General features: G+C 40.8%; 30 protein-coding genes and 1 riboswitch. Of the genes, 9 read left to right on the forward strand and 21 right to left on the reverse strand.

Annotation, left to right across the window (positions count from 1 at the left end):
• Nucleotides 1–120: 120 nt before the first annotated feature.
• The 5 genes from dapF to ACJ9PY_RS14870 all read right to left on the reverse strand — a co-directional run bounded on the left by dapF (nt 121) and on the right by ACJ9PY_RS14870 (nt 5,317).
• Nucleotides 121–1,110, reverse strand: coding sequence for a diaminopimelate epimerase (gene dapF, locus ACJ9PY_RS14850; RefSeq protein WP_057277361.1), 990 nt, complete (start codon nt 1,108–1,110; stop codon nt 121–123).
• 182 nt (nt 1,111–1,292) lie between these two features.
• Entirely contained in the window at nt 1,293–2,594 is a 1,302-nt protein-coding gene (locus ACJ9PY_RS14855) for an NCS2 family permease (RefSeq protein ID WP_098866595.1), read from the reverse strand.
• A gap of 157 nt (nt 2,595–2,751) precedes the next feature.
• Entirely contained in the window at nt 2,752–3,324 is a 573-nt protein-coding gene (locus tag ACJ9PY_RS14860) for a beta-class carbonic anhydrase (protein ID WP_063575901.1), read from the reverse strand.
• 88 nt (nt 3,325–3,412) lie between these two features.
• Complete coding sequence (locus ACJ9PY_RS14865) at nt 3,413–4,207, reverse strand: hypothetical protein (protein WP_063575900.1); 795 nt, start codon at nt 4,205–4,207, stop codon at nt 3,413–3,415.
• Nucleotides 4,208–4,996: 789 nt separating this feature from the next.
• Nucleotides 4,997–5,317: a DUF4870 domain-containing protein gene (locus ACJ9PY_RS14870; protein WP_057277906.1), complete on the reverse strand. Its 321-nt coding sequence runs from the start codon at nt 5,315–5,317 to the stop codon at nt 4,997–4,999.
• A 208-nt stretch (nt 5,318–5,525) separates the two neighbouring features.
• Here ACJ9PY_RS14870 and ACJ9PY_RS14875 point away from each other — a divergent pair, with 208 nt between their 5' ends.
• The 4 genes from ACJ9PY_RS14875 to ACJ9PY_RS14890 all read left to right on the forward strand — a co-directional run bounded on the left by ACJ9PY_RS14875 (nt 5,526) and on the right by ACJ9PY_RS14890 (nt 8,449).
• Nucleotides 5,526–6,305: an undecaprenyl-diphosphate phosphatase gene (locus ACJ9PY_RS14875; protein ID WP_063577700.1), complete on the forward strand. Its 780-nt coding sequence runs from the start codon at nt 5,526–5,528 to the stop codon at nt 6,303–6,305.
• Between the two features lie 333 nt (nt 6,306–6,638).
• Nucleotides 6,639–7,193 carry a GNAT family N-acetyltransferase gene (locus ACJ9PY_RS14880; protein WP_057277357.1) on the forward strand — a complete coding sequence of 185 codons (555 nt, stop codon included), beginning with the start codon at nt 6,639–6,641 and terminating at the stop codon, nt 7,191–7,193.
• A 205-nt stretch (nt 7,194–7,398) separates the two neighbouring features.
• The gene (locus ACJ9PY_RS14885; protein ID WP_411738456.1) at nt 7,399–7,791 is read left to right on the forward strand and encodes a CidA/LrgA family protein; all 393 of its coding nucleotides are present in this window, start codon (nt 7,399–7,401) and stop codon (nt 7,789–7,791) included.
• Nucleotides 7,766–8,449 (forward strand): LrgB family protein, encoded by a 684-nt coding sequence (locus ACJ9PY_RS14890; protein ID WP_063575899.1) that lies wholly within the window; start codon nt 7,766–7,768, stop codon nt 8,447–8,449. The genes ACJ9PY_RS14885 and ACJ9PY_RS14890 overlap by 26 nt, the downstream gene beginning before the upstream one ends.
• 40 nt (nt 8,450–8,489) lie before the next feature.
• Here ACJ9PY_RS14890 and ACJ9PY_RS14895 read toward each other — a convergent pair whose 3' ends face one another.
• Nucleotides 8,490–8,633 carry a DUF2639 domain-containing protein gene (locus tag ACJ9PY_RS14895; protein ID WP_082609322.1) on the reverse strand — a complete coding sequence of 48 codons (144 nt, stop codon included), beginning with the start codon at nt 8,631–8,633 and terminating at the stop codon, nt 8,490–8,492.
• A 52-nt stretch (nt 8,634–8,685) separates the two neighbouring features.
• Complete coding sequence (locus ACJ9PY_RS14900) at nt 8,686–9,774, reverse strand: undecaprenyldiphospho-muramoylpentapeptide beta-N-acetylglucosaminyltransferase (protein ID WP_306804678.1); 1,089 nt, start codon at nt 9,772–9,774, stop codon at nt 8,686–8,688.
• A 192-nt stretch (nt 9,775–9,966) separates the two neighbouring features.
• On the opposite strand from ACJ9PY_RS14900, the gene ACJ9PY_RS14905 reads away from it, so the two are divergent.
• Nucleotides 9,967–11,079 carry a mechanosensitive ion channel family protein gene (locus ACJ9PY_RS14905; protein ID WP_194719478.1) on the forward strand — a complete coding sequence of 371 codons (1,113 nt, stop codon included), beginning with the start codon at nt 9,967–9,969 and terminating at the stop codon, nt 11,077–11,079.
• Between the two features lie 297 nt (nt 11,080–11,376).
• Nucleotides 11,377–12,732 (forward strand): MATE family efflux transporter, encoded by a 1,356-nt coding sequence (locus ACJ9PY_RS14910; RefSeq protein WP_063575898.1) that lies wholly within the window; start codon nt 11,377–11,379, stop codon nt 12,730–12,732.
• Nucleotides 12,733–12,795: 63 nt separating this feature from the next.
• Here ACJ9PY_RS14910 and ACJ9PY_RS14915 read toward each other — a convergent pair whose 3' ends face one another.
• Nucleotides 12,796–13,569 carry an SDR family oxidoreductase gene (locus tag ACJ9PY_RS14915; RefSeq protein WP_082609320.1) on the reverse strand — a complete coding sequence of 258 codons (774 nt, stop codon included), beginning with the start codon at nt 13,567–13,569 and terminating at the stop codon, nt 12,796–12,798.
• A gap of 158 nt (nt 13,570–13,727) precedes the next feature.
• On the opposite strand from ACJ9PY_RS14915, the gene ACJ9PY_RS14920 reads away from it, so the two are divergent.
• Nucleotides 13,728–14,195, forward strand: a complete 468-nt coding sequence (locus ACJ9PY_RS14920) for a hypothetical protein (protein ID WP_034307462.1) — start codon at nt 13,728–13,730, stop codon at nt 14,193–14,195.
• A gap of 188 nt (nt 14,196–14,383) precedes the next feature.
• On the opposite strand, the gene ACJ9PY_RS14925 is transcribed toward ACJ9PY_RS14920, so the two are convergent.
• From ACJ9PY_RS14925 to ACJ9PY_RS14950, 6 genes are all read right to left on the reverse strand, one after another.
• Nucleotides 14,384–15,130, reverse strand: coding sequence for a CAP domain-containing protein (locus ACJ9PY_RS14925; RefSeq protein ID WP_411738457.1), 747 nt, complete (start codon nt 15,128–15,130; stop codon nt 14,384–14,386).
• Between the two features lie 447 nt (nt 15,131–15,577).
• The gene (locus tag ACJ9PY_RS14930) at nt 15,578–16,015 is read right to left on the reverse strand and encodes a FixH family protein (protein ID WP_057277352.1); all 438 of its coding nucleotides are present in this window, start codon (nt 16,013–16,015) and stop codon (nt 15,578–15,580) included.
• A gap of 22 nt (nt 16,016–16,037) precedes the next feature.
• Nucleotides 16,038–17,450: a sensor histidine kinase gene (locus ACJ9PY_RS14935; protein ID WP_411738458.1), complete on the reverse strand. Its 1,413-nt coding sequence runs from the start codon at nt 17,448–17,450 to the stop codon at nt 16,038–16,040.
• A complete protein-coding gene (locus tag ACJ9PY_RS14940) occupies nt 17,447–18,133 on the reverse strand; it encodes a response regulator transcription factor (protein ID WP_034307471.1) in 687 nt (228 codons plus the stop codon). Before ACJ9PY_RS14940 ends, ACJ9PY_RS14935 begins: the two co-directional genes overlap by 4 nt.
• 1 nt (nt 18,134) lies before the next feature.
• Entirely contained in the window at nt 18,135–19,097 is a 963-nt protein-coding gene (locus ACJ9PY_RS14945; protein ID WP_411738459.1) for a WD40 repeat domain-containing protein, read from the reverse strand.
• A 119-nt stretch (nt 19,098–19,216) separates the two neighbouring features.
• The gene (locus ACJ9PY_RS14950) at nt 19,217–19,483 is read right to left on the reverse strand and encodes a hypothetical protein (protein ID WP_106027689.1); all 267 of its coding nucleotides are present in this window, start codon (nt 19,481–19,483) and stop codon (nt 19,217–19,219) included.
• 111 nt (nt 19,484–19,594) lie between these two features.
• Here ACJ9PY_RS14950 and ACJ9PY_RS14955 point away from each other — a divergent pair, with 111 nt between their 5' ends.
• Nucleotides 19,595–19,837 (forward strand): hypothetical protein, encoded by a 243-nt coding sequence (locus ACJ9PY_RS14955; protein ID WP_034307479.1) that lies wholly within the window; start codon nt 19,595–19,597, stop codon nt 19,835–19,837.
• A gap of 36 nt (nt 19,838–19,873) precedes the next feature.
• Here ACJ9PY_RS14955 and ACJ9PY_RS14960 read toward each other — a convergent pair whose 3' ends face one another.
• The 7 genes from ACJ9PY_RS14960 to ACJ9PY_RS14990 all read right to left on the reverse strand — a co-directional run bounded on the left by ACJ9PY_RS14960 (nt 19,874) and on the right by ACJ9PY_RS14990 (nt 26,105).
• Complete coding sequence (locus ACJ9PY_RS14960; RefSeq protein ID WP_153246173.1) at nt 19,874–20,041, reverse strand: hypothetical protein; 168 nt, start codon at nt 20,039–20,041, stop codon at nt 19,874–19,876.
• Nucleotides 20,042–20,107: 66 nt separating this feature from the next.
• Complete coding sequence (locus ACJ9PY_RS14965; RefSeq protein ID WP_411738460.1) at nt 20,108–21,034, reverse strand: CobW family GTP-binding protein; 927 nt, start codon at nt 21,032–21,034, stop codon at nt 20,108–20,110.
• Nucleotides 21,035–21,469: 435 nt separating this feature from the next.
• The gene (locus ACJ9PY_RS14970; RefSeq protein WP_057277348.1) at nt 21,470–22,003 is read right to left on the reverse strand and encodes a cupin domain-containing protein; all 534 of its coding nucleotides are present in this window, start codon (nt 22,001–22,003) and stop codon (nt 21,470–21,472) included.
• A gap of 24 nt (nt 22,004–22,027) precedes the next feature.
• Nucleotides 22,028–22,657 (reverse strand): methylthioribulose 1-phosphate dehydratase, encoded by a 630-nt coding sequence (locus ACJ9PY_RS14975; RefSeq protein WP_411738461.1) that lies wholly within the window; start codon nt 22,655–22,657, stop codon nt 22,028–22,030.
• Nucleotides 22,654–23,313 (reverse strand): 2-hydroxy-3-keto-5-methylthiopentenyl-1-phosphate phosphatase, encoded by a 660-nt coding sequence (locus ACJ9PY_RS14980; protein WP_063590849.1) that lies wholly within the window; start codon nt 23,311–23,313, stop codon nt 22,654–22,656. Before ACJ9PY_RS14980 ends, ACJ9PY_RS14975 begins: the two co-directional genes overlap by 4 nt.
• 6 nt (nt 23,314–23,319) lie before the next feature.
• Nucleotides 23,320–24,552 (reverse strand): 2,3-diketo-5-methylthiopentyl-1-phosphate enolase, encoded by a 1,233-nt coding sequence (gene mtnW, locus ACJ9PY_RS14985; RefSeq protein ID WP_411738462.1) that lies wholly within the window; start codon nt 24,550–24,552, stop codon nt 23,320–23,322.
• 108 nt (nt 24,553–24,660) lie between these two features.
• A riboswitch (SAM riboswitch) is annotated at nt 24,661–24,814 on the reverse strand.
• 118 nt (nt 24,815–24,932) lie between these two features.
• Nucleotides 24,933–26,105, reverse strand: a complete 1,173-nt coding sequence (locus ACJ9PY_RS14990; RefSeq protein WP_411738463.1) for a pyridoxal phosphate-dependent aminotransferase — start codon at nt 26,103–26,105, stop codon at nt 24,933–24,935.
• A 99-nt stretch (nt 26,106–26,204) separates the two neighbouring features.
• On the opposite strand from ACJ9PY_RS14990, the gene ACJ9PY_RS14995 reads away from it, so the two are divergent.
• The gene (locus ACJ9PY_RS14995; RefSeq protein WP_411738464.1) at nt 26,205–26,987 is read left to right on the forward strand and encodes a carbon-nitrogen family hydrolase; all 783 of its coding nucleotides are present in this window, start codon (nt 26,205–26,207) and stop codon (nt 26,985–26,987) included.
• Nucleotides 26,988–26,993 lie beyond the last annotated feature (6 nt).

The following is a 26,993-nucleotide window of genomic DNA, read 5'->3' on the forward strand; positions in this document are numbered from 1 at the left end:
GAGACTTGGCAGACAGTCGGCGGAAAGCGAACGGATCTCTGAAATCAACTGCAACTTTTTTAAAATAAGAAAACTGCAGGAAAACTCGTTTTTTTCGAGTTCGCCTGCAGTTTAAAAATTTCATAATAATTTTGTTCTCAAATAACTTTGCACTTCATCCTGCAGCTTGGCATATAAGCTTGTTTCCAATTCAAAATCCTCTTTTTCAAGCATTTCAAATTTTTCAGGCTGATCTAAGTCCATTTCAATCGATACTTTGAATTCATAGGTTGCATTCCCGATTAAATCAATTGAATACGTTTGGCTTTCTACATCATGGTGGACCACGCATTTTACTTTTCCGCCGTTATTGTAGACAGATATTTCACTTTCCAACGCGTTTAACCCAACAGAGCATGTTACTAGGCTAGAAGCCGACATCGCCGTTCCACATGCATTCGTGAAGCCTACTCCACGTTCGAATGTCCGCACATAAATGCTCCCTGGTTCCAACTCTTTCACAAAGCTGACATTGACACCATCAGGGAAAAGCTCATTCGGTTGATTGACCTTTGTTGAAAGTTCTTCCTGCAAATCACTTTGTAAAACATCACTATCGACAAGTGTGATCAAATGTGGATTTGGAACCGCCAATGCCGAAAATAAAAGGGTATCATGCAGTTCCGGCAATGTTTCGTTTTGCAGCTGTTCTTTAGCCAATACAAGAGGTAGATCCTTCACATTAAAACTTACCGGTGAAATTTCCACCTTGAAAGTCGGAATGCCCTCATAAATATCTTCCGTTTTTTCGACTAGTAAATTTGCCTTCATGGTTTCCACGATCATTTTATCTAGCCCCAGAACGTCGTTCGCGTAACGTGCAACACAGCGAAGTCCGTTGCCGCACATCGAGGCTTCCGATCCATCCGCATTAAAGACACGCATCCGGCAATCAGCATGTTCACTTTTCATTACGAACAAAATACCATCCGCTCCGAGCCTCTCCCGATTGCATAGGGCCTTCGCGAAATTTTTCCGCTCTTCTTCCGTAAACGTCAGGGTCGTAGTCAATTCATCAATTATCAAGAAATCATTTCCTGAACCATGGCTTTTTAAACCTTCAATAATCATCCTGTCACATCCTCTAATATGCTGCTTGTCATTTATCATTTTTTTAATATTCTATATCATAGCATTTTGAAGATGGATGTGTCATCGCGTAAATCACATTAAATCCATTTTTTTCGACGAAAAAACCAATAAGAAGAGCGGTTGGAATAAGAATTAACTCATTCCAACCGCTCTTTTGAATTTTAACCGATCATACCAATGATGAAATAGACGATAAACATTCCGGCACTCACATACATCGGGGCTGACACTTCTCTCGCTTTTCCGGTTACAAGCTTCAAGAATGGGTACAGGATGAAACCGAATGCCATTCCATCGGCAATACTGTATGTGAAAGGAATGATCGTGATGATCATGATTGCAGGTATGCTCTCGGTTAAATCACTGAAATTCAGCTTTTTTATGTTTCCGAGCATCAAAATGCCAATGATAATCAAGATGGGGGCAATGGCGCTATCAGGGATTACTTTAATCACCGGTATAAATAACAGTGATAGGATGAATAGCACGCCCGTCACCACTGAAGTAAGACCAGTCCTGCCTCCTGATGCGATTCCAGCTGCCGTTTCTACTGTTGCGACGGTAGGACTCGAACCGAATAAGCCTGATAATAGAACGGACACACTTGTCGCCTGCAGCGACTTTTTATAGGCATCCTGGCGGTTGATACTGTCTACATGCCCGTGTACAAGACCAATATTTTCAAAAACAAGAACCATCGTCATCGCAAATACACTTATCCAGAATTCAATCCGGTTCGCTTCCAAGAACGATAATGAAAAGAAGAGATCGCCGTAGGAAGCTGTGTTAATGCCTGAAAAATGGATTTCCGATAGTTGAACCGTCCCGAACCAATAGGCAATGAGGCTGCCTGCCAGGATGGTTATCATGAAATTACCGGGGATATTCTTGATGAACAGCGTGATTGCCAGTAAAAAGGTCAACACCGTTGCAAACACCGCTGGATCGCTTAAATCTCCCAGTGCGACGATTGATGATGAACCTCTTGTGATGATCCCGCCCTTTTCAAGTCCGATCAGCATCAAGAATAGGCCAAGACCAACAGATATGGCTTCTTTTATCGAACTTGGAATCGAATCACTGATGATTTTGGAGTATTTTGTAAAAGCGATGATTACAAAAATTACCCCTGAGATAAACACAGCACCAAGAGCCGATTGCCATGATAGACCCATTCCTTGAACCATGGTATAAGCAAATAGGGCATTGACGCCCATTCCTGGAACGAGAAGGATTGGGACATTCGCCCAAAGTCCTATCATGACACAGCTTAAAGCAGATAAAAGAATCGTGGCAATCACTGCACCATTAATCGGTATACCCGCTTCCGATAAAATCAGGGAATTCACGATGAGAATATAGACTATCGTAAAATAGCCGACCACTCCAGCAAGGATTTCACGTTTTCCATTCGTTCCATAGTCGGAAAAATGAAAAAACGTTTCCAAGTTTAATTTCTTCATGTTGTATCCTTATCAAATTTATCCCTCGCCCACCCGTTTGTATTAGTGACAAACTACACTTGGCGATTTTAACAAAAAAAAGGATAAAAATAAATAGCAATGATAAAAAATTTGAAAAAAACTGTCGGAAATGCTCCCGACAGCCTCGATGAATATATTATTTTTGTTCTTGCGAATAACCATCTACTACCAATTCCAGCTTCCCTGTATCAGGCGAAATGATTAGACCATGCACAGGAATATTTTTAGGAATCAATGGATGTCCTTTAATCACTTCGACGCTGTTCTTACAACTTTCATAAACATCATCAAATCCGCGAAGCCAACTGCGGATATCGATTCCTGCAGCTCCCAGTGTATCGATGGTGCTCTTTGGTATATCACGTTCGATCATCTTGTCCATGACAGAATCGGCATCGACTGATGCCATCCCGCAGTCATGGTGAGGTATGACCAATACTTCATCTGCCTTTAGTTCATAAATAGCAACAAGGATACTCCGCATGACACTTCCGAATGGGTGGGAGACGATTGCCCCGGCAGTCTTCAGGATTTTGACATCACCATTTTTGACATTCAAGGATTTTGGCAATAGTTCGACGAGCCGAGTGTCCATACAGCTTATGATGACCATACGTTTCTCAGGAAACTTATCCGTCCTATACTTAACATATTCACCTTTTTCTACAAACTGTTCATTATAATCCAGAATCTCATTAAGTAAACTCATATTTACCACCTTTTTATTATTTATTTAATCTATGTATCTCCTATTATTATATCAGGTATTTAAAAGATTTGCTAAAGGGGAACCGTAGTCAATTTGAACGATGATTCAGCGTGGCTGCACAGAACCCAAAGACAATGATTTTAGGACTTTCAGCAACATTTGATGAAAAAGAAAGTATGGGTGTATTAGTCTTGAATCGTTTCCCCCACTCCAAAGGCATCCAGCCTTCTTGGTATGAAGCGATCTTTTCCCCGTCTTTTGTGGCAATCTCGAAAGAATTTACACTTCCCGGAGTTTCAATCGGCATCCATTCCGTACCATCTTCCTTATAGATCATTCCATTTACCTTCACGAATGAACGATTTTCTTGATACGATCCAATAATGCCGCCCTGATCATCCAGGATCGTCATTTTATTGAAAAGCCCCCTTTTGATATGGTACTTAGCCAGCAAACGCCCCTCATGGTCCACCAGTTCATATCGCTTGGCCATTAGCATCGACAAGAAATTGGGAATCATCCACATGAACCACTTCATATTCAAATCACGTACCTCGCCCATTAGTGACCCATCGGGCGCAAAGAGAAGCAGTCGCAAAGTCGGTGCTGGCATAAAAGTCAATAAAACATGTTCATTTTTTAATAACCCGGCATTCGTCCCGATATGTTCTTCAGGCAATTCCTTCATTCTATTTTCATATATACGATGACTGACAAATTGAGCAATGCTAAAGAAAATAAAAGGAGAAGTTATCAATAATATATTGCCCGGAATCATCGCAAAAATATGGCAAATGAAAAAAACAACGGCCAAAACAAGAGATACCCAAGATGCATGAAAATTTGAATTGCTCGTTTTCTGATAATATTCACGTATATTCATATCCCGCTCTTCTCCTCACTCCTTACCAGAAAGATTACCGCCTTTAATGCGGCCATTGATTAGCAATCCACAATCCGCCCGGATCCGCTTCCTAAATGTGCAGGGAAGCAGTTATCATAATACTTTATTCGCTTTAATGTGATCTATTCCCTTTTTAATGAAGGACAATTCCCAACATGGTCCAAATAAAAAAGGTCCGCATCGAACGGAATCCTAAATTAGACAAAATTGGGGCCTATCCAATTTTAAAACAAGATTAGATTTTTCTTAATGTCTTTTTACTGTTTTCCTTATTGGATTGAAGAAATTTGCGACACTCCTGCCGAATTACTGGCTAGCCGAGACACCGCAGCCCGCTAGGCGAGGAGGCTTGGCAGGCAGTCGGCGGAAAGAGAGCGGATTTCTGAAATCCACTGGATCCTTTTTCATAAAACTGCAGGCTAACTCCCTTTTTCTCGAGTCTCAAAGGACTCCCATCGAACGGAATCCTATTGTAGACAAAATGGGGGCCTATCCAATTTTAAAACAAGACTAGATTTTTTCTTAATGTCTTTTTACTGTTTTCCTTATTGGATTGAAGAAACTTGCGACACTCCTGCCGAATTACTGGCTAGCCGAGACACCGCAGCCGCTAGGCGAGGAGGCTTGGCAGGCAGTCGGCGGAAAGGGAGCGGATTTCTGAAATCCACTGGAACGTTTTTCAAAAAAAACTGCAGGCAAACTCGCTTTTCTTCGAGTTTGCCTGCAGTCTAAAAGGACTCCGAATGAACGGAATTCTTTTACATCATTCTATAATATCCTGAAGATTAACGGGAATCGATAATCCGTTCCTTCGTAAGCCCTAACAGCAGCAATGATGGTGAATACGACTAAAGCTATCCCGATTACCGGCAATAGCAAGAATCCAACCAATACTATAGTGAGTATCCCTGCGACTATTGAATACACGGTGTAGGAAATGAAAAAATTCAAATATTCCCTTCCGTGGTAATCCACAAATTGTGACGAGTCCTTCTTCAATAACCAAATCACCAAAGGACCGATAAATGCTGTAAAAAAGCTGATCACATAAATAAGGGCAGCAAACACTCTTTCATCTTTACTAGGCATAGTGTCTTCTCCTCCTTTCTCATATAAATATTTACGAATCAAATGAAAAATAGTTTCATTTTTCCTCTCATTATATTCGAAAGAAGGTAAATCTGGACTGCCTTTTCTTGAAATCACCAATAAAATCCGGACATGTTCATCCGTCTTGTGCATACAGTTTAAATAATGGATTGTCCTATACCTTCTAGAATGGAGTGATGTTTTTTTGCTGAATGAATTTCAAGCCTTCATCCTTGGGATCATTCAAGGCTTGACTGAGTTTTTACCTATTTCAAGCACTGGACATTTATATTTAGGTCGGCATATTTTCCACCTTGACGAGGCGGGCATTTTTCTGGATACCATGCTCCACATCGGAACCTTGCTGGCATTATTGGTCGTTTATAAGAAGGACATAATTGCCATTTTGAAAAATCCTTTCTCCAAAATGACTCTGCTTCTCATTGCTGGGACGATTCCTGCCGTGATTGTTGGCATTTTACTTGGTGATTGGTTTGACGGCCTTTCAAAAACAGGTGTGACCATAGGCTGGGAATTTTTAGCGACCGGTCTGATTTTATGGGTAGCCGACGGTGTAAGAAAAGGCGGCAAATCCCTTAATGAAATTTCGATTAAAGACGCGCTGATCATCGGTACTTTCCAAGCTGCTGCCATCATGCCCGCTCTTTCGCGCTCCGGCTTAACGATAGCAGCTGGCCTCTTCTGCAGGCTGGATAGGGCCACTGCAGCCTATTTTTCCTTTTTGCTTTCCATTCCTGCCATTACGGGGGGCATCGTATTTCAGATGAAACCGATTTTTACAGGAGAAGTTGAACGGCTTCCACTCACTGCGCTTTTCGTCGGGACCCTGTCAGCAGCAATCTTTGGTTATATAGCTGTAGTATGGATGATCGATTTCTTAAAAAAGCGTTCACTCAAAATATTCTCCATCTATGTATGGGCCCTTGGCGCAATCATTTTATTCATGCAATTTACAGGTAAATTTTAAAGAAAAAAACGGGCGAAACAATCAGTTTTTCATGGAAGAATGCAGACGTTTGCCTAAAGATTTCACCCTTCAAGAAAAAGTTGAAATTTGACGAAAAAAAAAGGCAAAAAACCTATTCCCAAACCGTTTTTTTTTTAGTATTATACCTTCGTAAGGTTCTTTAGATTTGCATACTTTCTGACAATAAAAATAGGGAAGGCAAATGGTGCGCCACCGGTTTCCGGTTCTAGTGGGTTCGATTCCCACCCCGAAATTTTTTGATGAACGACTTAAAAAATTTCGAGGGTGGGCAGCGACTACGCATAAGAACTGCCCTCAAACGGAGGGACGGAAATGTTAAAAAAGAGAGATTTCACAGATTGTTTTTCTCTTTATGAACAAATGACGCATCCAGATGTCTTCCCTTTCGTGCGCCATAAGGTAGATTCATATGAAGAATATGTTTTCATTACTAAGCAAACGATCGAAGCCGAAGATGCTGGGCAACTCATTTCACGAACAATCTTGGATGAATGGGAAAATCCCATCGGTTGTATTTCCTTATACGATATTGAAAATGGTGCAGGTTTCTTAGGCACATGGCTTGGCAAGCCTTATCATGGAAAAGGGTATAATGCCATCGCAAAAGACGCTTTCTTCAAAGAGCTTTTTTTCGAGCTCGGTTTGGAAACGGTCTTCATGCGAATTCGCAAAAAAAATATCCGCTCCATAAAAGCCGCAGAAAAGCTTCCCTATGCCGTCATTGCCAACGAAACAAGAAAATCCCTTTATGATCAGATCAATCATGAAGGAGATATCTACGATCTGTATGAAATCCCTAAAGATTTATACACCTTTCATATCCTTAGACAGCATGATGATGACGAACAGCAGTTACTTGAAGCATAGAGCGAAGAACATTTCAATTATGCTTTGTTTATCCTTTCATATAATGGCCGGAGCTTCCATACCTGGAAAGCTCTTTTTTCCAGTTTCACAGGATGTTAAACATAGATTGCTGCAAATCCCTATTCTTTTTAGGGATATTTTTTTATAATGAATACAATTGACCAATTCAATAATATATTCAAAGCGTCATTGAAAGGACTTAATCATGAAAAAAATATTTGCTTTTATCGTGCAGCTTATCTTCCTGCTCTTCATTTGCAAGCTTGGCTATTATTTAGCCAATTTACTTCACTTACCTATACCAGGCAACGTCATCGGCATGATTCTGTTATTCGGTTTATTACAGACGAAGGTCATAAAAGTCGAATGGATTGAACTTACATCAGGATTTTTGGTAAAGCACCTAGCCTTTTTCTTCATTCCCATTTCAATCAGCTTAATGACCATGGGATGGCTTTTCATTGAATTCGGTTTGCCTTTGGCACTTACCTTAGGTATAAGCCTGATATTTGGATTCATCGTTTCAGCATGGACCGTTCAGAAGCTATCCAATAGAGGAGAGGTTAAACAGCATGACAGCGTTCATCACAACATATAGCATCTTGATAACCATCCTTGCCTATTTCATCGGAAGGAAAATATATGCTAAACACCCATCCCCTTTTACGACGCCTGTATTTTTCAGTACGGTTACAATTATTCTCGTACTGCTGATCAGCGGTTTGGACTTCGAGGATTATTCACCTGGAAAAGACATCATTACCTATTTCCTGGGACCAGCTACCGTTGCTTTGGCCGTACCACTTTATAAAAACAGAAAAATAATCGTTAAATATGCAATGCCGGCTATTAGCGGGATGATTTTTGGTCTCCTTGTCACATTGATCATTGCCTTCGCCATCGCTAAAGCATTTTCACTTCCACCATTCATATTCCAAGGATTGGCGGTTAAATCCATTACAGTGCCAATCGCGGTTGAAATCACGGAACTTTATGGCGGGAATTCCAATATATCAGCTGCCTTCGTCATTTTGACAGGGGTGCTGGGTACGATGATCGCTCCAAAAATGATGGATAAACTAAACATTACAATGCCCTTCGCACGTGGTATCGCCTATGGTACGATCGCTCATGGACTTGGAACGGCTCAAGCTGCCCAGGAAAGTGAGTTTACCGGGGCTGTCGCAGGTGCGGCAATGGCTATCGCAGGTATCCTCATTTCCTGTTTCTTTCCTTTTATAAGTAATTTCCTATAAAAAGAACCGCAACGTCAACGCGTTGCGGTTCTTTTTATGATTATTTTTTTTGCAGATCCTCGTATAAACGCCTTAGAATATAAGTCTTATAAAGCTCCAGCTTTCTTTTTTCAATTGGATGATAGCTAATCCCTGCGGCTTTTAGCTGCTGAATGAACCATCCTTTGGAATACTCATAAGCCATTCTACCCCCTCCTCTGTTCGAAAAAGATATGCTGCACAGAGGGGAATGATACTTATTTTTTTGCAGCCATTACTTTAAGCAGTAATTCATACATTTCAGCTGCCGTTTTGAATGGGCGTTTTTGACGCATCTTCTCTTGATATTCATCCGATTTTTTCAATAAATCCGCTAATGTAGCATTAAAAACCCGATCATTCAGCTCTTCTTCTTGGAGGACTTTACAAAAACCCTGTTTTTCAAAACTTGACGCATTCAGGATTTGATCTCCCCGGGATGCATTGGCACTTAGAGGGATAAGCAGCATCGGCTTTTGCAAACCAAGGAATTCAAAGATAGAATTTGAACCAGCCCTTGACACAACGACATCGGCAGCCGCCAAAAGATCGAATAATTCTTCGTGCACGAATTCAAAAGGAGCATATCCCCTTTGTTTCAATTCGGTTTTCACATTTCCCTTCCCGCAAATGTGTATAATCTGATAATCCTTTAATAAGGCATCAAGGTTATCTGTAATTAAATTATTGATTTTAACGGCCCCAAGGCTTCCGCCCATAACGAGTAACACCGGTTTGTTTTTCGTGAATCCACAAAATGCTTTACCAGCAGAAGCGTTTCCCGTAAATATGCCATCGCGTAATACAGCGCCAAGATACATGGCCTTCTCTTTCGGAAGTTCTTTTTCCGTTTCTTGGAAGGTAGTGAAAATTTTCGATGCAAGTGGCATCGCGATCTTATTAGCCAGACCAGGCGTATAATCCGATTCATGTATGGCAATCGGAATCCTAAGCATCCTGCCTGCCAAAACGACTGGAACCGAAACGAAACCACCTTTAGAAAAAATGAAATCAGGCTTGGTCTTTTTTAATATTTTTCGTGCATCAAAAATCCCTTTTATGACCCGGAAAGGATCTTTCATATTTTCAACAGATAGGTAACGCCGGAATTTCCCAACGGAAATCGTTTCATAACGGACCTCGGGAAATTCCGTTTCGATGATATTTTTTTCAATGCCTTTTTTTGAACCAATATAAGTAACATCCCAATCATGCTTTAAAAATTCCGGGATGATTGCTGCATTAACAGATACATGACCGGCAGAACCGCCTCCGGTAAATACTATTTTCTTAGTCAATATTTCCACCTTCCAAACTTAAAAAATCACTTTGCATCCATATTACCATATATCCTTGCCATTAATAACTTGAAAAAGTATTCAGTGAACCGAAATCCCCCATGATGTATGTAATCATCGATTATTTTTCCTTTTTCAGCATGAATATATTATAATCTTAGTATTCTACAATACTACAAGATACAATGGAGGAGTAATACATTGCAAGAAGTTTCTGAATCACTCAATCAATTTGATGGAATCGAAGCCTGGACCAAATTAGGAATTTCCATAGGCATTTTCCTAATCTTCCTTTTGCTTCGGAAAGTATTTACTACATATATATTCAAGTTCTTTCTACGGATTGCAGAAAAACGTAAAGTTGAATTTGCCGCCAACTTAATGCTCGCAATAGAACAGCCAGTAAGATGGCTTATCGTTTTGATTGGGGTTATCATTTCACTGCACTACTTTCCAATCGACTCACCTTCGATTGAACTCAGATCGAAAATATACAGATCGTTTTTTGTCTTCTTATTCTTTTGGACGATTTTCAACATCAGTTCGATCTTAACCATTTTATTTCCGAAATTAGTAAGTAAATTCGGACTTGAAGTCGATCAAATCGTCATGCCGTTCTTTACGAAAATCACTAACATAATCATCATTGCTTTTGGTGCCTCCATCATCGCGGAAGAATGGGGATTCAATGTCGATGGATTTGTTGCTGGGCTTGGTTTGGGTGGATTGGCTTTCGCACTTGCCGCTAAAGATACCGTCAGCAATTTCTTCGGGGGTATCGTCATCGTTACCGAAAAACCTTTTACCATAGGAGATTGGGTCAAAACTCCAAGCGTGGAGGGAACCATTGAAGACATCACATTCCGAAGCACTAAAGTTCGGACTTTTGCCCAAGCTTTAGTTACAGTCCCAAATGCGACCCTTTCGAATGAACCGATCATCAACTGGTCCAAGATGGGAAAAAGACAGATCGCCTTCCATTTGGGTGTTAATGTCACAACACCAAAAGAAAAATTGGAAAATGTCATTAAAGACATTGAAAGAATGCTTATTGATCATCCTGAAGTACATCCGGAAACGATTTTGGTTAAATTTGATGAGTTCAGTCATTCCGGTTTCAACCTTTACCTATATTTCTTCACGAAAGCCACGGACTTTGGAGGATATTTATCAATCAAAGAAGATGTGAACTTTAAAATAATGGAGATATTGGAACAGGAAGGAGTACAAATTGCCATTCCTTCACAGGCATTCATTCTTCAAAAAGACTCAGATACGGAAGCCATGAATGATTTTGAATCCATGCGTGACTGACAAAAGGGGTTCCATCTGAATTTTTAAACAAAGTTGATTGGAGCGGGTGTTCGAGACTCCTGCGGGAACGCCTGCGGAAAGCGAGTGCCTGTAGTGGAAATCAACGTTCATATTTTATACTGCCTAAAAAAATGTAGGCAATCTTAATTAAATATCGGATTTATCTACAAACTGAGACTTGCCCTAAACGGCAAGTCTTTTTTGCATCAAATAAAAATTCTTAAAATATCACATGCTTATGTGATATAATTCTTTCATTGTGTTGAAAATTCCAAATATTGATATTGAGGTACTTTGATGAATCAGACTTATACTAAATCACAAAAGATCCGCCTGTTATTTTATATATTGATACCTATCCTGATCACCCAAATCAGCATGTATGCCATGACTTTTTTTGATGTGATGATGTCGGGGCAATACAGCACCCAGGACGTTGCTGGCGTCTCCATCGGCAGTTCGCTATGGACACCCGTGTACACGGGGCTGAGTGGGATATTGATTGCCTTAACACCGGTGGTTTCACAGCTGGTCGGTTCCAGGCAGTCCAAATCCGTTTCTTATTCCGTGATGCAGGCCATTTATTTAGCTGTGGCTTTAGCCTTGATCATTTTAATCATTGGAGCATTTTCTTTGAACCCCGTATTGAATGCCATGGACCTTGAAGATAGTGTCCACATGGTGGCTCATGATTATTTGATCGCCCTTTCACTCGGTATTATTCCTTTATTCATTTATAATGCGTTGAGGGCTTTCATCGATGCTCTGGGGCAAACCAGGATTTCCATGATCATTACCTTATGTGCGCTCCCGGTAAACGTCCTTTTTAATTACTTGTTAATATACGGGAAGTTTGGATTCCCTGAACTTGGCGGTGTCGGTTCCGGGTACGCCACTGCCATTACCTATTGGTTAATTGCCCTGGTGGCCATACTGGTCGTGATAAAAATAAACCCATTTTCGACATATCAGGTTTTCACTGAATTTTTCCGGGTTTCATGGAAAGAATGGAAGGCCTTATTATTGATTGGGGTACCCATCGGGCTCGCTATTTTCTTTGAAACAAGCATTTTTTCGGCTGTCACCCTTTTGATGAGTAAGTATGATACCGTTACGATTGCGTCACACCAGATTGCCATGAATTTTGCGTCACTGCTTTATATGATACCGCTAAGTATTTCCATGGCATTGACGATCGTCATTGGATTTGAAATCGGGGCAGCCCGTTATAAAGATGCCAAAGAGTATAGCTGGATTGGCATTTCGCTGGCCTTGACGATGTCACTCGTTTTGTCGACCATCCTCTTCCTCTTCCGTGAACCTGTGGCCTTTTTATACACTAAAGATCACGAAGTAATGATGCTGACATCACATTTTTTAATATATGCCATCTTCTTTCAGATATCGGACGCCCTGCAGGCACCTATTCAGGGCATTTTGCGTGGATATAAAGATGTAAATGTTACATTTGCCATGTCACTGGTCTCCTACTGGATTCTCGGGCTACCAATTGGCTATTTTTTTGCAAAGTTTACGGATATGGGAGCCTTTGGGTATTGGATCGGCCTAATTTCCGGCTTGGCTCTTGGGGCTATAGGCTTGGCTGCTCGCTTACGGTTCATTCAGCAAGTAAAATATAAAAAAATAGCATAAAAAAAGTGGGGCTGGGTTACACCGGCCTCACTTTTTTTCATTCTGAATTCAAATTCTAAATCACTAGGCTTTATATATTTTCCCAAGAACATCCTTACCGCCTGTTACCGGTATGATGCTCCCGGTAATGAAATCCGATTTTTCATCACAAAGGAACGTGATGACCCTCGCTATATCTTCCCCCGTCCCCGGTCTGCCGACTGGAACCGTATCATCCTTTTCTGCTCTCGCGATCCTTATTTCCTTCTCTTTCCAATCCCCTATGATATCACCAGGACAAACCATATTCACGGTGATTCCATGAGTAGCTTCTTCCGCAGCCAAGGTTCTTGTCAAGGAGGTCAAGCCGCTCTTTGCAGCGGCAAAAGCAGAACGATAAATCCAACCTGGTGCAGTTTCACACCGTTCAAACCCTAAGGTAATGACTCTGCCCCAGTTTCTGCTGCGCATTTGGGGAATAAGTTCCTTCGCAAAATAGAAAAAACCATTTAAATTCCCGTCCATGATGTACTTCCATTCATCGCCGCCATATTCAGTCATCGGTTTACGATCATGCATATATGGCCCTGCGTTATGAATGAAGATATCAACATGGCCAAATGTCTCCGAAATCTTTTGCAATATATTCCGGCAGTCTTCCTCACTTGACGAGTCACCTTGAATCGCAATTGCCTTAACATGGTACATTTCCTGTAATTCATCCACTAATGCTAAAGCTGCCTTTTTACTTTTTCGATAAGTAATGATAATGGACATTCCATTATCCGCGAGTGAAAATGCCATCCTTTTGCCGATACCCGTTGCTCCACCAGTAATAAAAGCTACTTTTTCATCCACAGGCTTACCCTCTTTATCTAATGGATTTTACTTAATTATACATAAGTTTATTCCATTTTCTATAATTTAGTAATTATAAAAAAGAACCTCTGGGCTTTAGCTGCATAAAATATAACAAATAAACCTGTCAGACCATAAACAGGAGAGAGGAATTCAATATGTTTCCCTGGAATTCACTTTTTTCTTTTAAGAATAACCCTAACCAAAAGGAATTCATGAAAAATATGCAGCAAAGTGATGTTCAATCGTTCATTGAAAAGGTATTTTCACAAGTGATCCCTGACAATATGCAAGGTATGATGAACCAAAATGATGGCGGCTCACAAAAAGTAAATGCCAGATCTGAACATCCTTTACATGCCGAAGTATTTGAAACCCACTTATATGTCTTCGTAAGAATTCCAATACAAGATGAATCTTGGCTAAAGAAAATGAAACTATACCATACATCTAACCAATCCATCATCGAGGGGATTCCCGAAGAGTCAGATCGTCATGTCATAACACTCCCCGCACCTGTAAAGAAAAAAGGAGCATCAGCCCAATATAAAGAATCAACATTGGAAATACGGCTTCAAAAAAGTTTCAATACACAGTATTCAGAAATCGATGTATCGGAAATTTAAGTGGCTTCACGGGACCTCACTGATGTTAAGGTGCGGTTCCAGTTATTTCTTGGTTCAATTTTTTTAGATTTGGGTACATTATAGAGAGCTAATAAATGGTACAATTGATTTTTTCCCATGGAATGGAACCATTCTCGCAAAAAAAAAGCGCACCCCATGTTAATGGGATGCACTTTTCTATTAATCTATTATTTTCCGATGAATTGTTGAGTCCAGTAGTTACCAGATTCTACGTAACCTACTCCAATATGAGTAAAGCTAGGGTTCATGATGTTTTCACGGTGTCCTTGGCTATTCATCCAAGCTTGTACCACTTCTTCTGGTGTTTGTTGACCTTGTGCGATGTTTTCGCCAGCTGTTTTATAGCTGATTCCGAATTGTTTCATCATATCGAAAGGTGAGCCGTAAGTCGGGCTATTGTGGTCAAAATAGTTTTTATCTTTCATGTCTTGAGACTTGATACGTGCAACTTTGCTCAACTCATTGTCGATTTTAAGAGCTGCCAAACCTTGTTTTTCACGTTCTGCATTCGTTAATTTAACAACTTCTTGTTCAAAAGCACTTAATTCAGAGCTTGTCTCTGGTTTTTTATCAGTTGATTTATCAGGTGTTACTTCTGGTGCTGCAGGTTTTGCTGCTGGTTTTGATTGGTTCGTTGTTCCAACTTCTTGTTGAGCTGGTTGTTGAACTGGTTGTTGAACTGGTTTTTGAACTGGTTGTTGAACTGGTTTTTGTTGTGCCTGCGCTGCAGGAATAGTGATATTGTATTTAGCTAGGTATTGGTTAAGGACTTTTTGCATATCCTCTTTATTCGTAGTTTTATAAGTTACTTGTTTCACTGTATCACAGTTGGCTGCTTCAGCTTGGTTAGCTCCTACTCCTGTGAATATAATAGCTGCAGCCGCTGCTGCTGACATAATCATTTTCTTTTTCATTCGTATTTCCTCCTGTGATGTTCATTTTTTGTTGTGCTTTGCTTCTGGAATTATCATAACATGCACTTTTTGTAATAAAGGCACCATCAATTTCCATCAAATTCACAGGATGCGAATGAAAATATACTTATAATCCAAGTTTCAGAGAAAACAAGCAGAAATCCTTTAACTATCTATGTTTCTGCCAATAGTATTAATACTCATATTTTTCCAGTAATTATTTGTCAATGGTAGTTACATAGAACCATTTCCATGGAATACTAATAACTTTTAGTTGACATATCGTTACTAACCGAATTATTATGACTTTCTTTACTTTTATGTTACAAATTTTTCGGTTTCACTTCGACATTTCCTCATTTTCCCCCTATCGTCTTGAACCGTTTTCCAAATAAAAAAACAATCCGGATTTAAGCCCGAATTGTTTTGATTTTGATGGTACATTCATCATTTCAGTTCTTCATCATTCATCTCGTCCATTTCTTTTTTTCCGCCATTTTGTTCGGGAGTGCTTGGTTTGCCTATGACGAATTCTTTCTTTGGCATGTTGTGCATGTCCCTTGCCGTTACGTGGGCATATACATAATAGGTACCTTCTTCATCAAAAGCCTTTTCCAGTTCATATATACCGTTCCCTTTATGTTTTACTGCTATCTTGTCATGGTCATCGCTATTCGCAAGCCAAATTTCAAAACTGACATCATCCGCATCTGTCACGACTTCGTCCCCATATGTTACTTTTGCCTGAAATTTCACAGGCTCATTCACTTTACCCTGAGTTGGATCGACAGCTAAATCGACATTTAACATTTTTGGAATCTCCTCTTTCTTGCCGCATCCAGCCAAAAAAATTAACGCCATGCAAAATAACATGATTTTTTTCATTTTTGAACGTATCCCCTTTTTATTAATTCCATTCTTCTTTTATATTCGGCAGGATGACCCTGACTGTTGTTCCCCTTTTTTCCTTGCTTTCTATTTCAATTTTACCATTTTGTAATTCCACCAATTTTTTGACAATGGACAGTCCAAGCCCTGAACCGCCATCAAAACGGCTGCGTGCTTTGTTCACACGGTAAAAACGATTCATGATATACGGCAGATCCGCTTCCGGAATCCCGTTGCCCGTGTCAGTTACCAGCAGTTCGCAATCATCTTTATGCTGAATTAGGGTAATATGAATCGCCCCTCCGGAATCCGTATACTGAATGGCATTATCAAAAATGTTATGTAGAATCTGTTCCATCCTTCCTTCATCCCCAAAAATAATCGGGTCTGGATCCAGGTCTAGCTTCAGGTCCAATTGTTTTTCCTTTATTATCGGTTCATATTTCACAAGTACGTCTTCAATGAATTGCGCATAGGCAATCGGGGTTTTATTTAACAAGAATGGAGCACTTTCCATTTTTGATAAGTCCATAAGATCTCCCACAAGCCGCTGCAGCCTAAGAGCCTCCCTTGAAATGAGGTGAAGGTATTTCCGTTGCTCTTCATCATTTTTCACGACACCATCCAATATGGCCTGCGTATATCCCTTTACGTAACTAAGCGGGGTTCTGAGCTCATGTGCAACATTTTCTAGAAATTCTTTTTTTCTTTCTTCTTCCAAATGAATGGAATTGGCCATATCATTAAAGGCTATTGCCAGTTTACCTATCTCATCATGACTCCTTACCTCGACCTGTATGTCATAATCCCCCTCTGAGACACGATGGGCCGCAGTCTCGATTTCCTTAATCGGACTGACTAGCTTTTTCAACCATTTAGTAGTAAACAAAATCGCGACAATCAAAAATAATAGAACCGCCGCCAACCATTTTGCAGCAAATTCCTTAAATAAGACCGTAATGGAATCTACAGGAATATATGTATAGATGATACCTTCGAGGCGATTTTCGTCAATCAGAGGTATGATGGCCGCTACGATGTTCTTTTCAAACCTTTTCTCATATCCTTCTTTTTCTACGGCTTTCCCATCTAAAAGCATTTGCCGTTCTTCTTCAGAAATAAGGGTATCGTAATTGATTTCAAAAGGCAGACAAGCACTCAATTCCCTGGGATTATTGACGACAAAGACTTCGCTGTCGTTCTTACTGTTAAACCATTCAACTTTTTGCTTAAAGTCCTCGCTGATTTCACCGCCGGAATAATCCGCCCCTAGCAATGATGCTTCATTGACTAAATCCGTTTTAAGCTTCTCCACATATAGATTCTTATAATAATATTGAGAAAGGGAGTAAGCGAACAGCACGGATAGGATGATGGAGGAGATAATGGTGAGCCATAATTTAAAAGAAAGGGTTCGCCATTCATAGATCATTTCTTTTCCTCTATCTTATAACCGATTCCCCAGACGGTTTGAATGTAATCGGCCGCTCTTAATTTCATTCGTAACGTTTTAATATGGGTATCCACAGTACGCAAAGATCCTCCATACTCACCGCTCCATACATTTTCAAGCAGTTGTTCACGGCTGAGTGCCTGGCTTTTATGGCGCATGAGGAATAAAAGCAATTCGAATTCTTTCAAGGTTAAATTGATTGGCTTCCCTTCCACTAAAACCGTTCTAGATTGTAAGTTCAAGCTAATTTTACCGAATCGGACATGGTTTTGATTCTCTTCATTCAATGATAATTTCCCTGTCCTTCGCAATACCGCTTCGACCCTTGCGACCAATTCTCCTGGATTGAAAGGTTTGACGATATAATCGTCGCCGCCAAGCTTCAGCCCTTTCACCTTATCCCATTCTTCACCTTTCGCACTGACGAATATCACAGGGATCTCCCCAATTTCACGAATTTCTTCACAAACGGAGAAACCGTCCATACCTGGCATCATGATATCCAATAGGATTAAATCCACTTCCTCTGTTTCAACCATACTTATAGCTTCTTTTCCATTCGCAGCTTGAAGGCATCGATAACCTGAGTTCAGCAAATACATTTCAACTAGATTACGCATATCTTCTTCATCATCCACGACTAAAATGGTGTAAACATGCATGTCATCTACTCCTCAACATCAATTGGAATGGACCTTCGCCGACTTTGATTGTTTTTTTAACATCGACTGTTTCAGCATCCATTACATACACTTCATCACTATCATATCCCGCTACGACCACATCTTCATTAAAGTTCGCCATTTCAAAGGGGTTGACGCCGACCACTTTGCTTTTGACTTCCTCATATTGATCATTCAATTTATATAAGGAGCTAGTCCCATGACTAAGGACAAATATCCCTTCCTCATTTTCCAGGAACTTTATCGGCATGGTTGGGGCCTTAAGCTTTTTCTTCAACTCTCCCGTTTTTGCCGAATAAATATAAAGATCTTCTTCCACTTGATCCCCATCACCGTGTCCTCCAATCCATATTTCATCCTTTTCTTCCCTTAATAATGTGCCTGTGCTGGCACTATGTACGGGAAATTCGAAATCGACCTTTTTCGTTTCAAGATTTATCACTGAACATTTGGTATCACCAAAATTAATAACATACAATCGATTCGCTTGCTCTCCTTGAAGAACGGTCAAGGGGCTTTTACCAACCTTGACAATATCCTGTTCCTCCCCATCAGCATTTAAAAAATAAATGGAGTGATTCGATTGATTGACCGCCACGATGCTTTTTCCATCACGTAACAACTGCATATTGACGATACCTTTTCCAATTTCCCAACTGTTTATCAGTTTTCCTGCAGATAAAGAGTACACTTGGACTTTCTCCATCTCTTTTCCATAAATCAGGATAGTATCTTTGTCTGCCAGGAGCAGGGCTCCGGTAAATGGTTCTGAAATATCCCATTTTGCAAAAGCATGATAGTTTTCGTCTATGAAAGTCAGTGAGGTATCCTTGATATTGACAGTTGCCAGGAAAGATTGACTTTTATTGATTTTAGTAAATGCATTACCGCTATTACACCCCGTAAGCAGTACGATGGCAAGAAAAAGCCCGCCCCACTTCATAATTTTAAGCTCCTTATTCATTAAATATCTATTTTTTAAAAATTTTAACAATGATTTGTGAAAAAAGTATGAAGCATAAAAGAATATTTGCTAACAAGCATCCGTACACACTCAAAAAATCATAATCTTTCCAATTCAGTGATATAGGCCATTACAATCTCATTTTTCATTTCTTCCGAAAGCGAAGATTCCATCACGCGTTTAATAGAAAGGTAAAATTTCTCCAATACTGGTTTTCGGGCGCGGGGATGCGCATTTTCATCCAAAAGCTCTCGTCTGATGAGTTCCGGCAACACTTCCCTTCCCCCTCCATCGTTCACCTTACGATTGTTCCATATGCTTAAATAAGCCACCAGTAATTCTTCTTGCCTGACATTTTCTTTCATAGTATCCCTTCCATCCATTACTAATTTATACATATTAATGTTCAAGTTTGTAAAGACTATCTTAATAATAAGATATCATGCTTTTTAAAATCCAAAAAAGGAGTGAGTACAATGTCTCAAGTATACCGCTGTCCGAATTGCCGGACAAATAAATCTCGCTTCAATCTCATTCAGCAAGTAGCAACACCCATTAAAAAGGATCCCCAATCCGGTGAGATTGTTGAACAATATTCGAACGACTCCCTTCTGCCATTCCATCTAGCATATAATGGTCCTGAAGTTCGGGTTCAGTGCGCTGCCTGCGGATTGATAGAAGACGAAAAGACATTTGCCGCCTTTGGAATGCAACAATAAAAATGGTCAGACCCCTATGTGGGTCTGACCATTTTCTTAATCATTTCCTACTGACATCTTAGCCCGGTCTATGGCAATTGGAATGGCTTTTCCATCCTCATATCCTTCATCCAATAAAGCATTCGCGATTTCTATAGCCTTTTCCCTGACATCTTTATCTAGATTCTTCATCGAATTTGGGTAATCGTTCTTATTCCATGGCACTGATACCGCCTCCTTAATAAGAAAGTCTTCTTTTCACGTTTCCCTTCTTTAATGGGCGGTAAACGTTTATCGGGCCGCTTTCGCTTCCAAAGCTTTCAACTGACCGATCAACATTTCCTTATCCAACTTTTCCCCGATCATGACGATATTCAATGGCATTTTCATCATTTCATTCATATACATCGGCATTCCGTAGGAGTATTGGAATAAATGCGGGTATTGTGAATGTGTAAAGGAAATATATCCTTTCATTCGATAGACCGTTTCCGGCAGTGCTCTAAGCCACTCTTCAAAATCGGTTTGTGCCACAGCACCTTCAAATGTATGAACGATTGCAGTTAAGTGCAAATGGTCATGTACATCAAGCTTTTGATGTCCATTATGCCTTTTTCTTTGCATTTGCTGCAATGATGCCAATGAAACGGCTGCATACTCCGTCAATAAACATACAGCATCCGTATTCAGCGCCTGTATCGTATATATTAGCTGTGCGGCCTCCATCTCACTTACCATATCCGCTTTATTCAATAAAATGAAATCGGCATGATGGATTTGCTCTGCAAGCAACTGTCGAAGCTGCGGAGACAGTTTCTCCCGATCGCGCCACCTTAATAAATCGACGACCGTGATGATCCCTTTATACTCCAGCTTTTTGGCGAAAATCGGCGACATTATGCCATCCAATACTTCAACTGGATGAGCTGCACCCGTCGTTTCAATATAAACCGCATCCAGTTCATTTTCGGTTAGTAACTCATGAAGCTGAACCTCCAGTTTATCTTGAATTGTGCAGCAAATGCACCCGTCAAACAACTCCTTCAGAGGCACTCCATCACCAATGAGTCCGCTGTCAACCGATACACTGCCGAGCTCATTTAAAAGCACTGCCACTTTTCTGCCCGCTTCACTTTCCTGTTTTAAAATATTTCGAAGAAGCGTCGTTTTCCCGCTGCCGAGAAAGCCGCCCAATATGTACACTTCGGTCGTTTTCATTCTTATCTGCTCCTATAATCCGGTTAAATTCGATTCCGTTAAATTTTATCATAACTAGCTTACTAAAGCACTTGCCGGATTCACATAAAAAAACCAGCCCGTAAGCTGGTTTTAGACTAGACATTTTCGAAGAAAAGCGAGTTCGACTGCAGTTTTTTATTTAAAAACATCCAGTCGATTTCAGAAATCCTCTCCCTTTCCGCCGACTGTCCCCCGAGCCTCCTCGGCGCAAGCGCCTGTGGGTTCTCGGCTAGCCAGTTATTTGGCAGGAGTGTAGCAAGTTTCTTCAATCTTGCGAGATTTCTTTCCTATAAAATAGAAAAAACACAAAGGGATTAATGTTTTTTAAAAAAATCAAGATTAGGTGAGACCATTCCGACTTCCCTTTTTTCTACAAATAGAAACCATCCCGTAGACTGGCTTTTCAACATTGATTCATGCTTGAACTTCGTCTTTTTCGTAAATCGGCACCCATCCTGCAGCTGTTACGAAAATCCGGACAGCAACAGTTTTCCTATCTTCCGCGAGCGTGAAATAATGTCTTGTTGATTCTGGTACACTAATAAGATCTCCTGGATTAAGCCGTACATCAAACCACTGTTTATCATTGCCTTCAATGGCAAAGATACTCGTTCCGCCTGCTATGAAACGCACTTCATCATCTTCGTGATGGTGTTCCTGCTTAAAGTTTTCAAGCATTTGATCCAAGTTCGGATTTGCATCGGATAATGTGATGATATCATGGGCTTTATAGCCTCTTCTTTCAGAGATTTCCGCTATCTCTGATTGGAATGTTACAAGGATTTCCTCCTTGTCAGCATCTGATAGATCGTATTTTTCTACAAGATGTGCAGGTAATTTAGAAATGTCCCATTGCTCATAAATAACCCCTTGTGTTTCTAAAAAACCTTTTACCTGTTCACCGTTTTCAATAACCTCGTTTGTTTCATGGAATCTGATCGTCGCCATCATTCATTCCTCCTCTATGAGTATTTATCTTATAGAACCTGCAAACGCCTTTTGTTGATTAAGTAACAGTTGATATTGAAATAAAAATTCGCAGGCTTCAAGTATTCTTTTTGCCTCGAATCCGCTTTTGCCCCAAACCGTAATGCCATGATTGCGTATCAGCACAGCGCCAGAGTCTTCTTCGACATGCGGCTTGAACTTATCGGATAGCAGCGGTATGTCAGCGTGATTATATATGATTGGAATCCGAAGCTCCGAATCTTCATCCCACCGACCGGTCGCTTTAATGATTTCATGATTACGAAAGGAAACTTGGCCTTCATCTCCGTACAATTCCGATATCACATTATTTTCAACTGTATGGACATGGAGTACACAGTTCGCATTGGTTTTTCGGTAAATGTCTGTATGAAGTAACATTTCGGCCGATGGTCTTAGGTTCGTATCTTCAACTGGTTTTCCTTTTAAATCCACCAGTAAAAAGTCCGAATCCGATTGCTTCCTTTTATCCTTACCACTTGCGGTAATATAAAAGAAAGGGCTCTTAGGTTCGCGGATGGACAAATTCCCGCTTGTTCCCATAAACCAATCCCTTTCGGCCAGTTCAGCTTTAATATCTGCCAACTCAAGCAATTCTTTAGAATGAGTGTTCACGCTTTAACCACCTCCTGCTGCTTTATAATGTCAATTACATCAAAAAATGTTTCGAATCCTTGATGTGGAATTCCTTCCCTACCGCATTTTTCAAGCAATATGTCACGGGCTATGACAAAATCGGCCTGTTTTGCCGCTTCAAAATCCGTAACTGAATCTCCAATAACGAGTTTAAAATCTTCCGGACCCGCAATTTCCCTCATAATGGATGGCTTGCAGCAACCGCAATCATTACTACATTGCTCATCACAAGCATGTGGCCACTCAATATAAATCTTTTCCTTATCAAAAAATGCATGGTTGCAATAAACGGACTCTGTTGGCAAGATATCATTCAAAAGGGGTGAAATGAAAAAATCCATGCCCCCGCTTACAATATATAAAGGGATATTGGCTTGTTTCGTATACTCAACGAATTCATAAAACCCTGGACGAATGCCGGCCGTTTTTCTTACATATTGGATTATGTCATCCTTCAAGCCACTATCAAGCAGGGAAAACATATCCCCAACTCCTGAAGATATACTGATTTTTTGCTGAAGGACACCGTCTTTCAACGCTTCCCATTCCGGAGGCGCAAATTTCTTCATAATTGAAATGATATTATCTGTGTTGGTGATCGTTCCGTCAAAATCACAAAAGATGATCGGTTTCATTATTTCTTATAGGCCTCCCCACAACACAAGAGCTTTTTTTAGGGTTTCTTCCTCAGCCGCCGCTTCAGAAAGTTCCTTTCCTGCCAGAACGGCTTCCACCGCAGAACGGAAAGCCTTGGCACCGCCCTCTGCTCCGTCAGGGTGCCCGTGAATTCCGCCTCCGGCATTAATCACACTATCAAGCCCGAAATCCTTGATTAGGTCCGGAACCATGCCCGGATGAATGCCTGCAGAAGGAACAGGGAAGGCTTTTTTCCATGAAAGTTCATCTTTTGTCAGAGCTTCAGCAATCGCTAAGGTCTCCGTTTTTTCAAGTGCGACATTTCCATAAGGGGAAGGGAACAAGGATAAATCCGCACCTGATAATCTTACTAATTTACCAAGCAATAATGGATAGCCGATACCATAAAATGATGAAGATGCCAATGCCCCGCTATATGCGGGGTGCGCCATGATCGGCAGCTTTATACGATCATGTTCACTCAAGGCCTGCAATACATCCAAACCATATGTATGAACGTTGAACAATAAAGCATCTGCCCCTGCTTCAGCCGCTTGCTCTGCCTTATCCAATAATTCAAAAGTTTTCCCAGATAGATTGACAGCATATAAAGTACGGTGGCCAGTGGTTTCATAGACTTCATTCAATATTCTTTTTCCCGTTTTTATTCTATCGAAAAATGGAGTCAGTTCCTGGTCGAAGAGGATCTCATCATCCTTAACTAGGTCGACACCTCCCAATGCTTGTTGCTTCAGTTGCTCATTATGAAATGTTAGGTCTCTTCCCAATACGCCTTTAAAGATGCTCATCACCAAGGGCCGGTTAAATACGCCAAGCTTTTCCCTTATGCCTTCAATGCCAAATTGCGGCCCGGGAAAAGCTTTTTGAATATCACCGACAAAATCCAAGTCTATAAGTTTTATTTCACCGTCCAATGAAAGTTTGCCGAAGACCGTCGTAAGGATTGCAGGTAAATCATTGGAGAAATTCCTTGCCGGATAGGCAATTTTAATCAGCGAACGGTATACTTTCCGATTAAAGTAGCTGTTTGCCCTCTCTTCTTCAGATAGGGGGGTCACCGATACGACGCGTCCCTTATGTTTTTCCAGTTGTTTCTGTACCAAATGCGGCAAGTCCGTCCATGTCCCGACAGTCAGACCCAAGGCAATGCTCTCTGCTTTTTTCTCATGATTTCCAATAAGGTCATGAATTAAATAAGTAGCGACTATCTCGCTCATCTGATCACTCCTATAACACGTTAGTAAACTCTCGATGTCACTATTGGTCTGAGATGGTCTCAAAATGGCAAAAGCCCCTTCATAAAGAAGAGGCTTTAAAAAGCCATCTTCTTATCTCCCAGCCATCGGCTGCAAGAATTAGCACCGTGCCTTGTGGATTTCAAAAAAATCCGGCGGAAGGATTCCGCCCCATTTTACAATGGAATTACGGTCGGTTGCTGGGCTTCATCGGGCTAGTCCCTCCACCTGCTCAAAATAAGAAAACGCTGATATATAAGTTGCATCCAAGTATCGAAAGATTAAGAATTTATTTTGTATTCTGACAGGTAATTCCTACTTTGTCAATAAGTTTTAACTATTTAAAGGTGAACCTTATTGCATTAAAATAAGTTTAATGTCCGTATTCGTTCCACAGCCTCTTGCAGCCGTTCTTCCGAAGTCAGTAGCCCTACCCTGACATAACCTTCGCCAAATTCACCGAACCCATTCCCTGCGGCAACAGCTACATGGGCATGCGTTAATAAATAGTCCGCAAAACTCTCGGACGTAAAACCTCCAGGTACCTTGAGCCAGGCAAAAAACGATGCCGCTGGAGCTTTGACTTCCCATCCGATGGACCTCAATCCCTCAATGAAAACATTCCTTCGCCCCTCGTACATTTGCACTAACTGCTCTACACAGGTCTGTGAGTCAAGCAAAGCGCTTGCCGCAGCTTCTTGTATCGCCGGGAAAAGACTCACATAAAGATGGTCTTGTAATAGTTCAAGAGCTTCTATTACACTCTTATTGCCCACTGCGAAGCCGACTCTCCACCCTGCCATATTGTATGTTTTCGATAGAGTGTATATTTCAACTCCTACATCCTTCGCTCCCTCCGCCTGGAGAAAGCTTATCGGTTTTTTTCCGTCGAATCCGATCGCCCCATAGGCGAAATCATGGACCACACAAATTGAATGTTCTTTTGCAAAGGAGACGGTTTCATCAAAGAAACTTTCAGTTGCAGAAGCGCCTGTGGGATTATTCGGATAATTCAAGAACATCATTTTGGCTTTATCAAGAACTTCTTTATGTATGTCATCGTATTTCGGAAGAAAATCATTTTCTTCTGTCAAGGGCATCAGTTCGGTCTTTGCCTGGGCTAAAACAACACCGGATAGATAATCCGGATAGCCGGGATCTGGAACAAGGATTGTATCACCTGGATTCAATAAACACTGCGGAAGTTCGACAAGACCTGCCTTTCCCCCGAAGAGAATCGCCACTTCACTATTCGGATCCAGCTTGACACCGTATTCCCGTTCATAAAAGACGGCAGCAGCATCTTTTAAATATTGATGTCCCCGGAATGGCGAATATTTATGATTAATCGTTTTTTCAGCGGCAGTTTGCAAACTTTTGATGATATGTTCCGGCGTCGGCTGATCAGGGTTTCCCTGGCCTAAATTAATGACATCATGTCCTTGCTCCGTGATTGCATTGACTTTTGCGACCAGTGAAGCAAAAAACTGCTTGGGCAGGTCCTGAAGCAGTCCGGATTTTTCGAATTGCACCATTTATACACCTTCTCTGAAATTTCTTGAAATTCTAGTCACAAATGATATATGTTTATCGTAGTCTTGTAAAGCATTTTTTACATGTAGGGGGTTTAAACGATGAAGTGGAAAATAGCTTGTATTCAAATGGATATAGCTTTCGGGCAACCAGATATCAATTTTCAGGTTGCAGAACAATGGATGGAAAAAGCAGCTCGGTCCGAACCCGATATCGTCATATTACCAGAGCTTTGGACAACCGGATACGACTTGACCAGGCTGAATGATATTGCTGATCAAGAGGCAGAAAAAACGATTGAATTTCTTAACACACAGGCACAGAAACACCAGTTTCACATCATCGGCGGTTCCATTGCGAAAAAAACAAGCAAGGGAATCTATAACACCATGATCATCATCGATAAACACGGAAAGCTCATTAAAGAATATGATAAGCTTCACTTATTTCAATTAATGGATGAACATCATTTCCTGCAGCCAGGTGAAAAAGATGGTTTATTTACCCTTGATGAAAAAATATGTGCCGGGTTCGTTTGTTATGACATTCGTTTCCCTGAATGGCAGCGAGCCCATACCGTTCAAGGCGCGGAAGTTCTATTCGTTACGGCTGAATGGCCAAAGCCGAGACTCGATCACTGGAGAGCCTTATTGATAAGCCGTGCCATCGAGAACCAAGCCTATGTTGTAGCCGTTAATCGTACAGGTTCGGATGTCAATAATATATTTGCGGGCCATTCCTTGATTATTGATCCATGGGGGAATATCATAAGTGAAGCCGGAGAAGGAAACGAACTATTGACAGGCACTTTGGACTTCAACAAAGTTACGGAAGCACGTAACAAAATACCTGTATTCGAGGATCGCCGTCCTGACTTTTATTAATTTACC

Source organism: Peribacillus sp. S4, assembly GCF_046715815.1.
GTDB classification, from domain to species: domain Bacteria; phylum Bacillota; class Bacilli; order Bacillales; family DSM-1321; genus Peribacillus; species Peribacillus frigoritolerans.

Coding starts and splice junctions, on each gene's coding strand:
- mtnW (WP_411738462.1), bottom strand. CDS start 24,552: ATGAGCGAGATAGTCGCTACTTATTTAATTCATGACCTTATTGGAAAT.
- ACJ9PY_RS14885 (WP_411738456.1), top strand. CDS start 7,399: ATGAAAAAAATATTTGCTTTTATCGTGCAGCTTATCTTCCTGCTCTTC.
- ACJ9PY_RS14990 (WP_411738463.1), bottom strand. CDS start 26,105: ATGGTGCAATTCGAAAAATCCGGACTGCTTCAGGACCTGCCCAAGCAG.
- dapF (WP_057277361.1), bottom strand. CDS start 1,110: ATGATTATTGAAGGTTTAAAAAGCCATGGTTCAGGAAATGATTTCTTG.
- ACJ9PY_RS14920 (WP_034307462.1), top strand. CDS start 13,728: ATGTTTCCCTGGAATTCACTTTTTTCTTTTAAGAATAACCCTAACCAA.
- ACJ9PY_RS14890 (WP_063575899.1), top strand. CDS start 7,766: ATGACAGCGTTCATCACAACATATAGCATCTTGATAACCATCCTTGCC.
- ACJ9PY_RS14860 (WP_063575901.1), bottom strand. CDS start 3,324: ATGAGTTTACTTAATGAGATTCTGGATTATAATGAACAGTTTGTAGAA.
- ACJ9PY_RS14855 (WP_098866595.1), bottom strand. CDS start 2,594: ATGAAGAAATTAAACTTGGAAACGTTTTTTCATTTTTCCGACTATGGA.
- ACJ9PY_RS14950 (WP_106027689.1), bottom strand. CDS start 19,483: ATGAAAGAAAATGTCAGGCAAGAAGAATTACTGGTGGCTTATTTAAGC.
- ACJ9PY_RS14980 (WP_063590849.1), bottom strand. CDS start 23,313: ATGAAACCGATCATCTTTTGTGATTTTGACGGAACGATCACCAACACA.
- ACJ9PY_RS14870 (WP_057277906.1), bottom strand. CDS start 5,317: ATGCCTAGTAAAGATGAAAGAGTGTTTGCTGCCCTTATTTATGTGATC.
- ACJ9PY_RS14955 (WP_034307479.1), top strand. CDS start 19,595: ATGTCTCAAGTATACCGCTGTCCGAATTGCCGGACAAATAAATCTCGC.
- ACJ9PY_RS14865 (WP_063575900.1), bottom strand. CDS start 4,207: ATGAATATACGTGAATATTATCAGAAAACGAGCAATTCAAATTTTCAT.
- ACJ9PY_RS14940 (WP_034307471.1), bottom strand. CDS start 18,133: ATGCATGTTTACACCATTTTAGTCGTGGATGATGAAGAAGATATGCGT.
- ACJ9PY_RS14925 (WP_411738457.1), bottom strand. CDS start 15,130: ATGAAAAAGAAAATGATTATGTCAGCAGCAGCGGCTGCAGCTATTATA.
- ACJ9PY_RS14945 (WP_411738459.1), bottom strand. CDS start 19,097: ATGAAGTGGGGCGGGCTTTTTCTTGCCATCGTACTGCTTACGGGGTGT.
- ACJ9PY_RS14995 (WP_411738464.1), top strand. CDS start 26,205: ATGAAGTGGAAAATAGCTTGTATTCAAATGGATATAGCTTTCGGGCAA.
- ACJ9PY_RS14895 (WP_082609322.1), bottom strand. CDS start 8,633: ATGGCTTATGAGTATTCCAAAGGATGGTTCATTCAGCAGCTAAAAGCC.
- ACJ9PY_RS14930 (WP_057277352.1), bottom strand. CDS start 16,015: ATGAAAAAAATCATGTTATTTTGCATGGCGTTAATTTTTTTGGCTGGA.
- ACJ9PY_RS14910 (WP_063575898.1), top strand. CDS start 11,377: ATGAATCAGACTTATACTAAATCACAAAAGATCCGCCTGTTATTTTAT.
- ACJ9PY_RS14935 (WP_411738458.1), bottom strand. CDS start 17,450: ATGATCTATGAATGGCGAACCCTTTCTTTTAAATTATGGCTCACCATT.
- ACJ9PY_RS14970 (WP_057277348.1), bottom strand. CDS start 22,003: ATGGCGACGATCAGATTCCATGAAACAAACGAGGTTATTGAAAACGGT.
- ACJ9PY_RS14880 (WP_057277357.1), top strand. CDS start 6,639: ATGTTAAAAAAGAGAGATTTCACAGATTGTTTTTCTCTTTATGAACAA.
- ACJ9PY_RS14965 (WP_411738460.1), bottom strand. CDS start 21,034: ATGAAAACGACCGAAGTGTACATATTGGGCGGCTTTCTCGGCAGCGGG.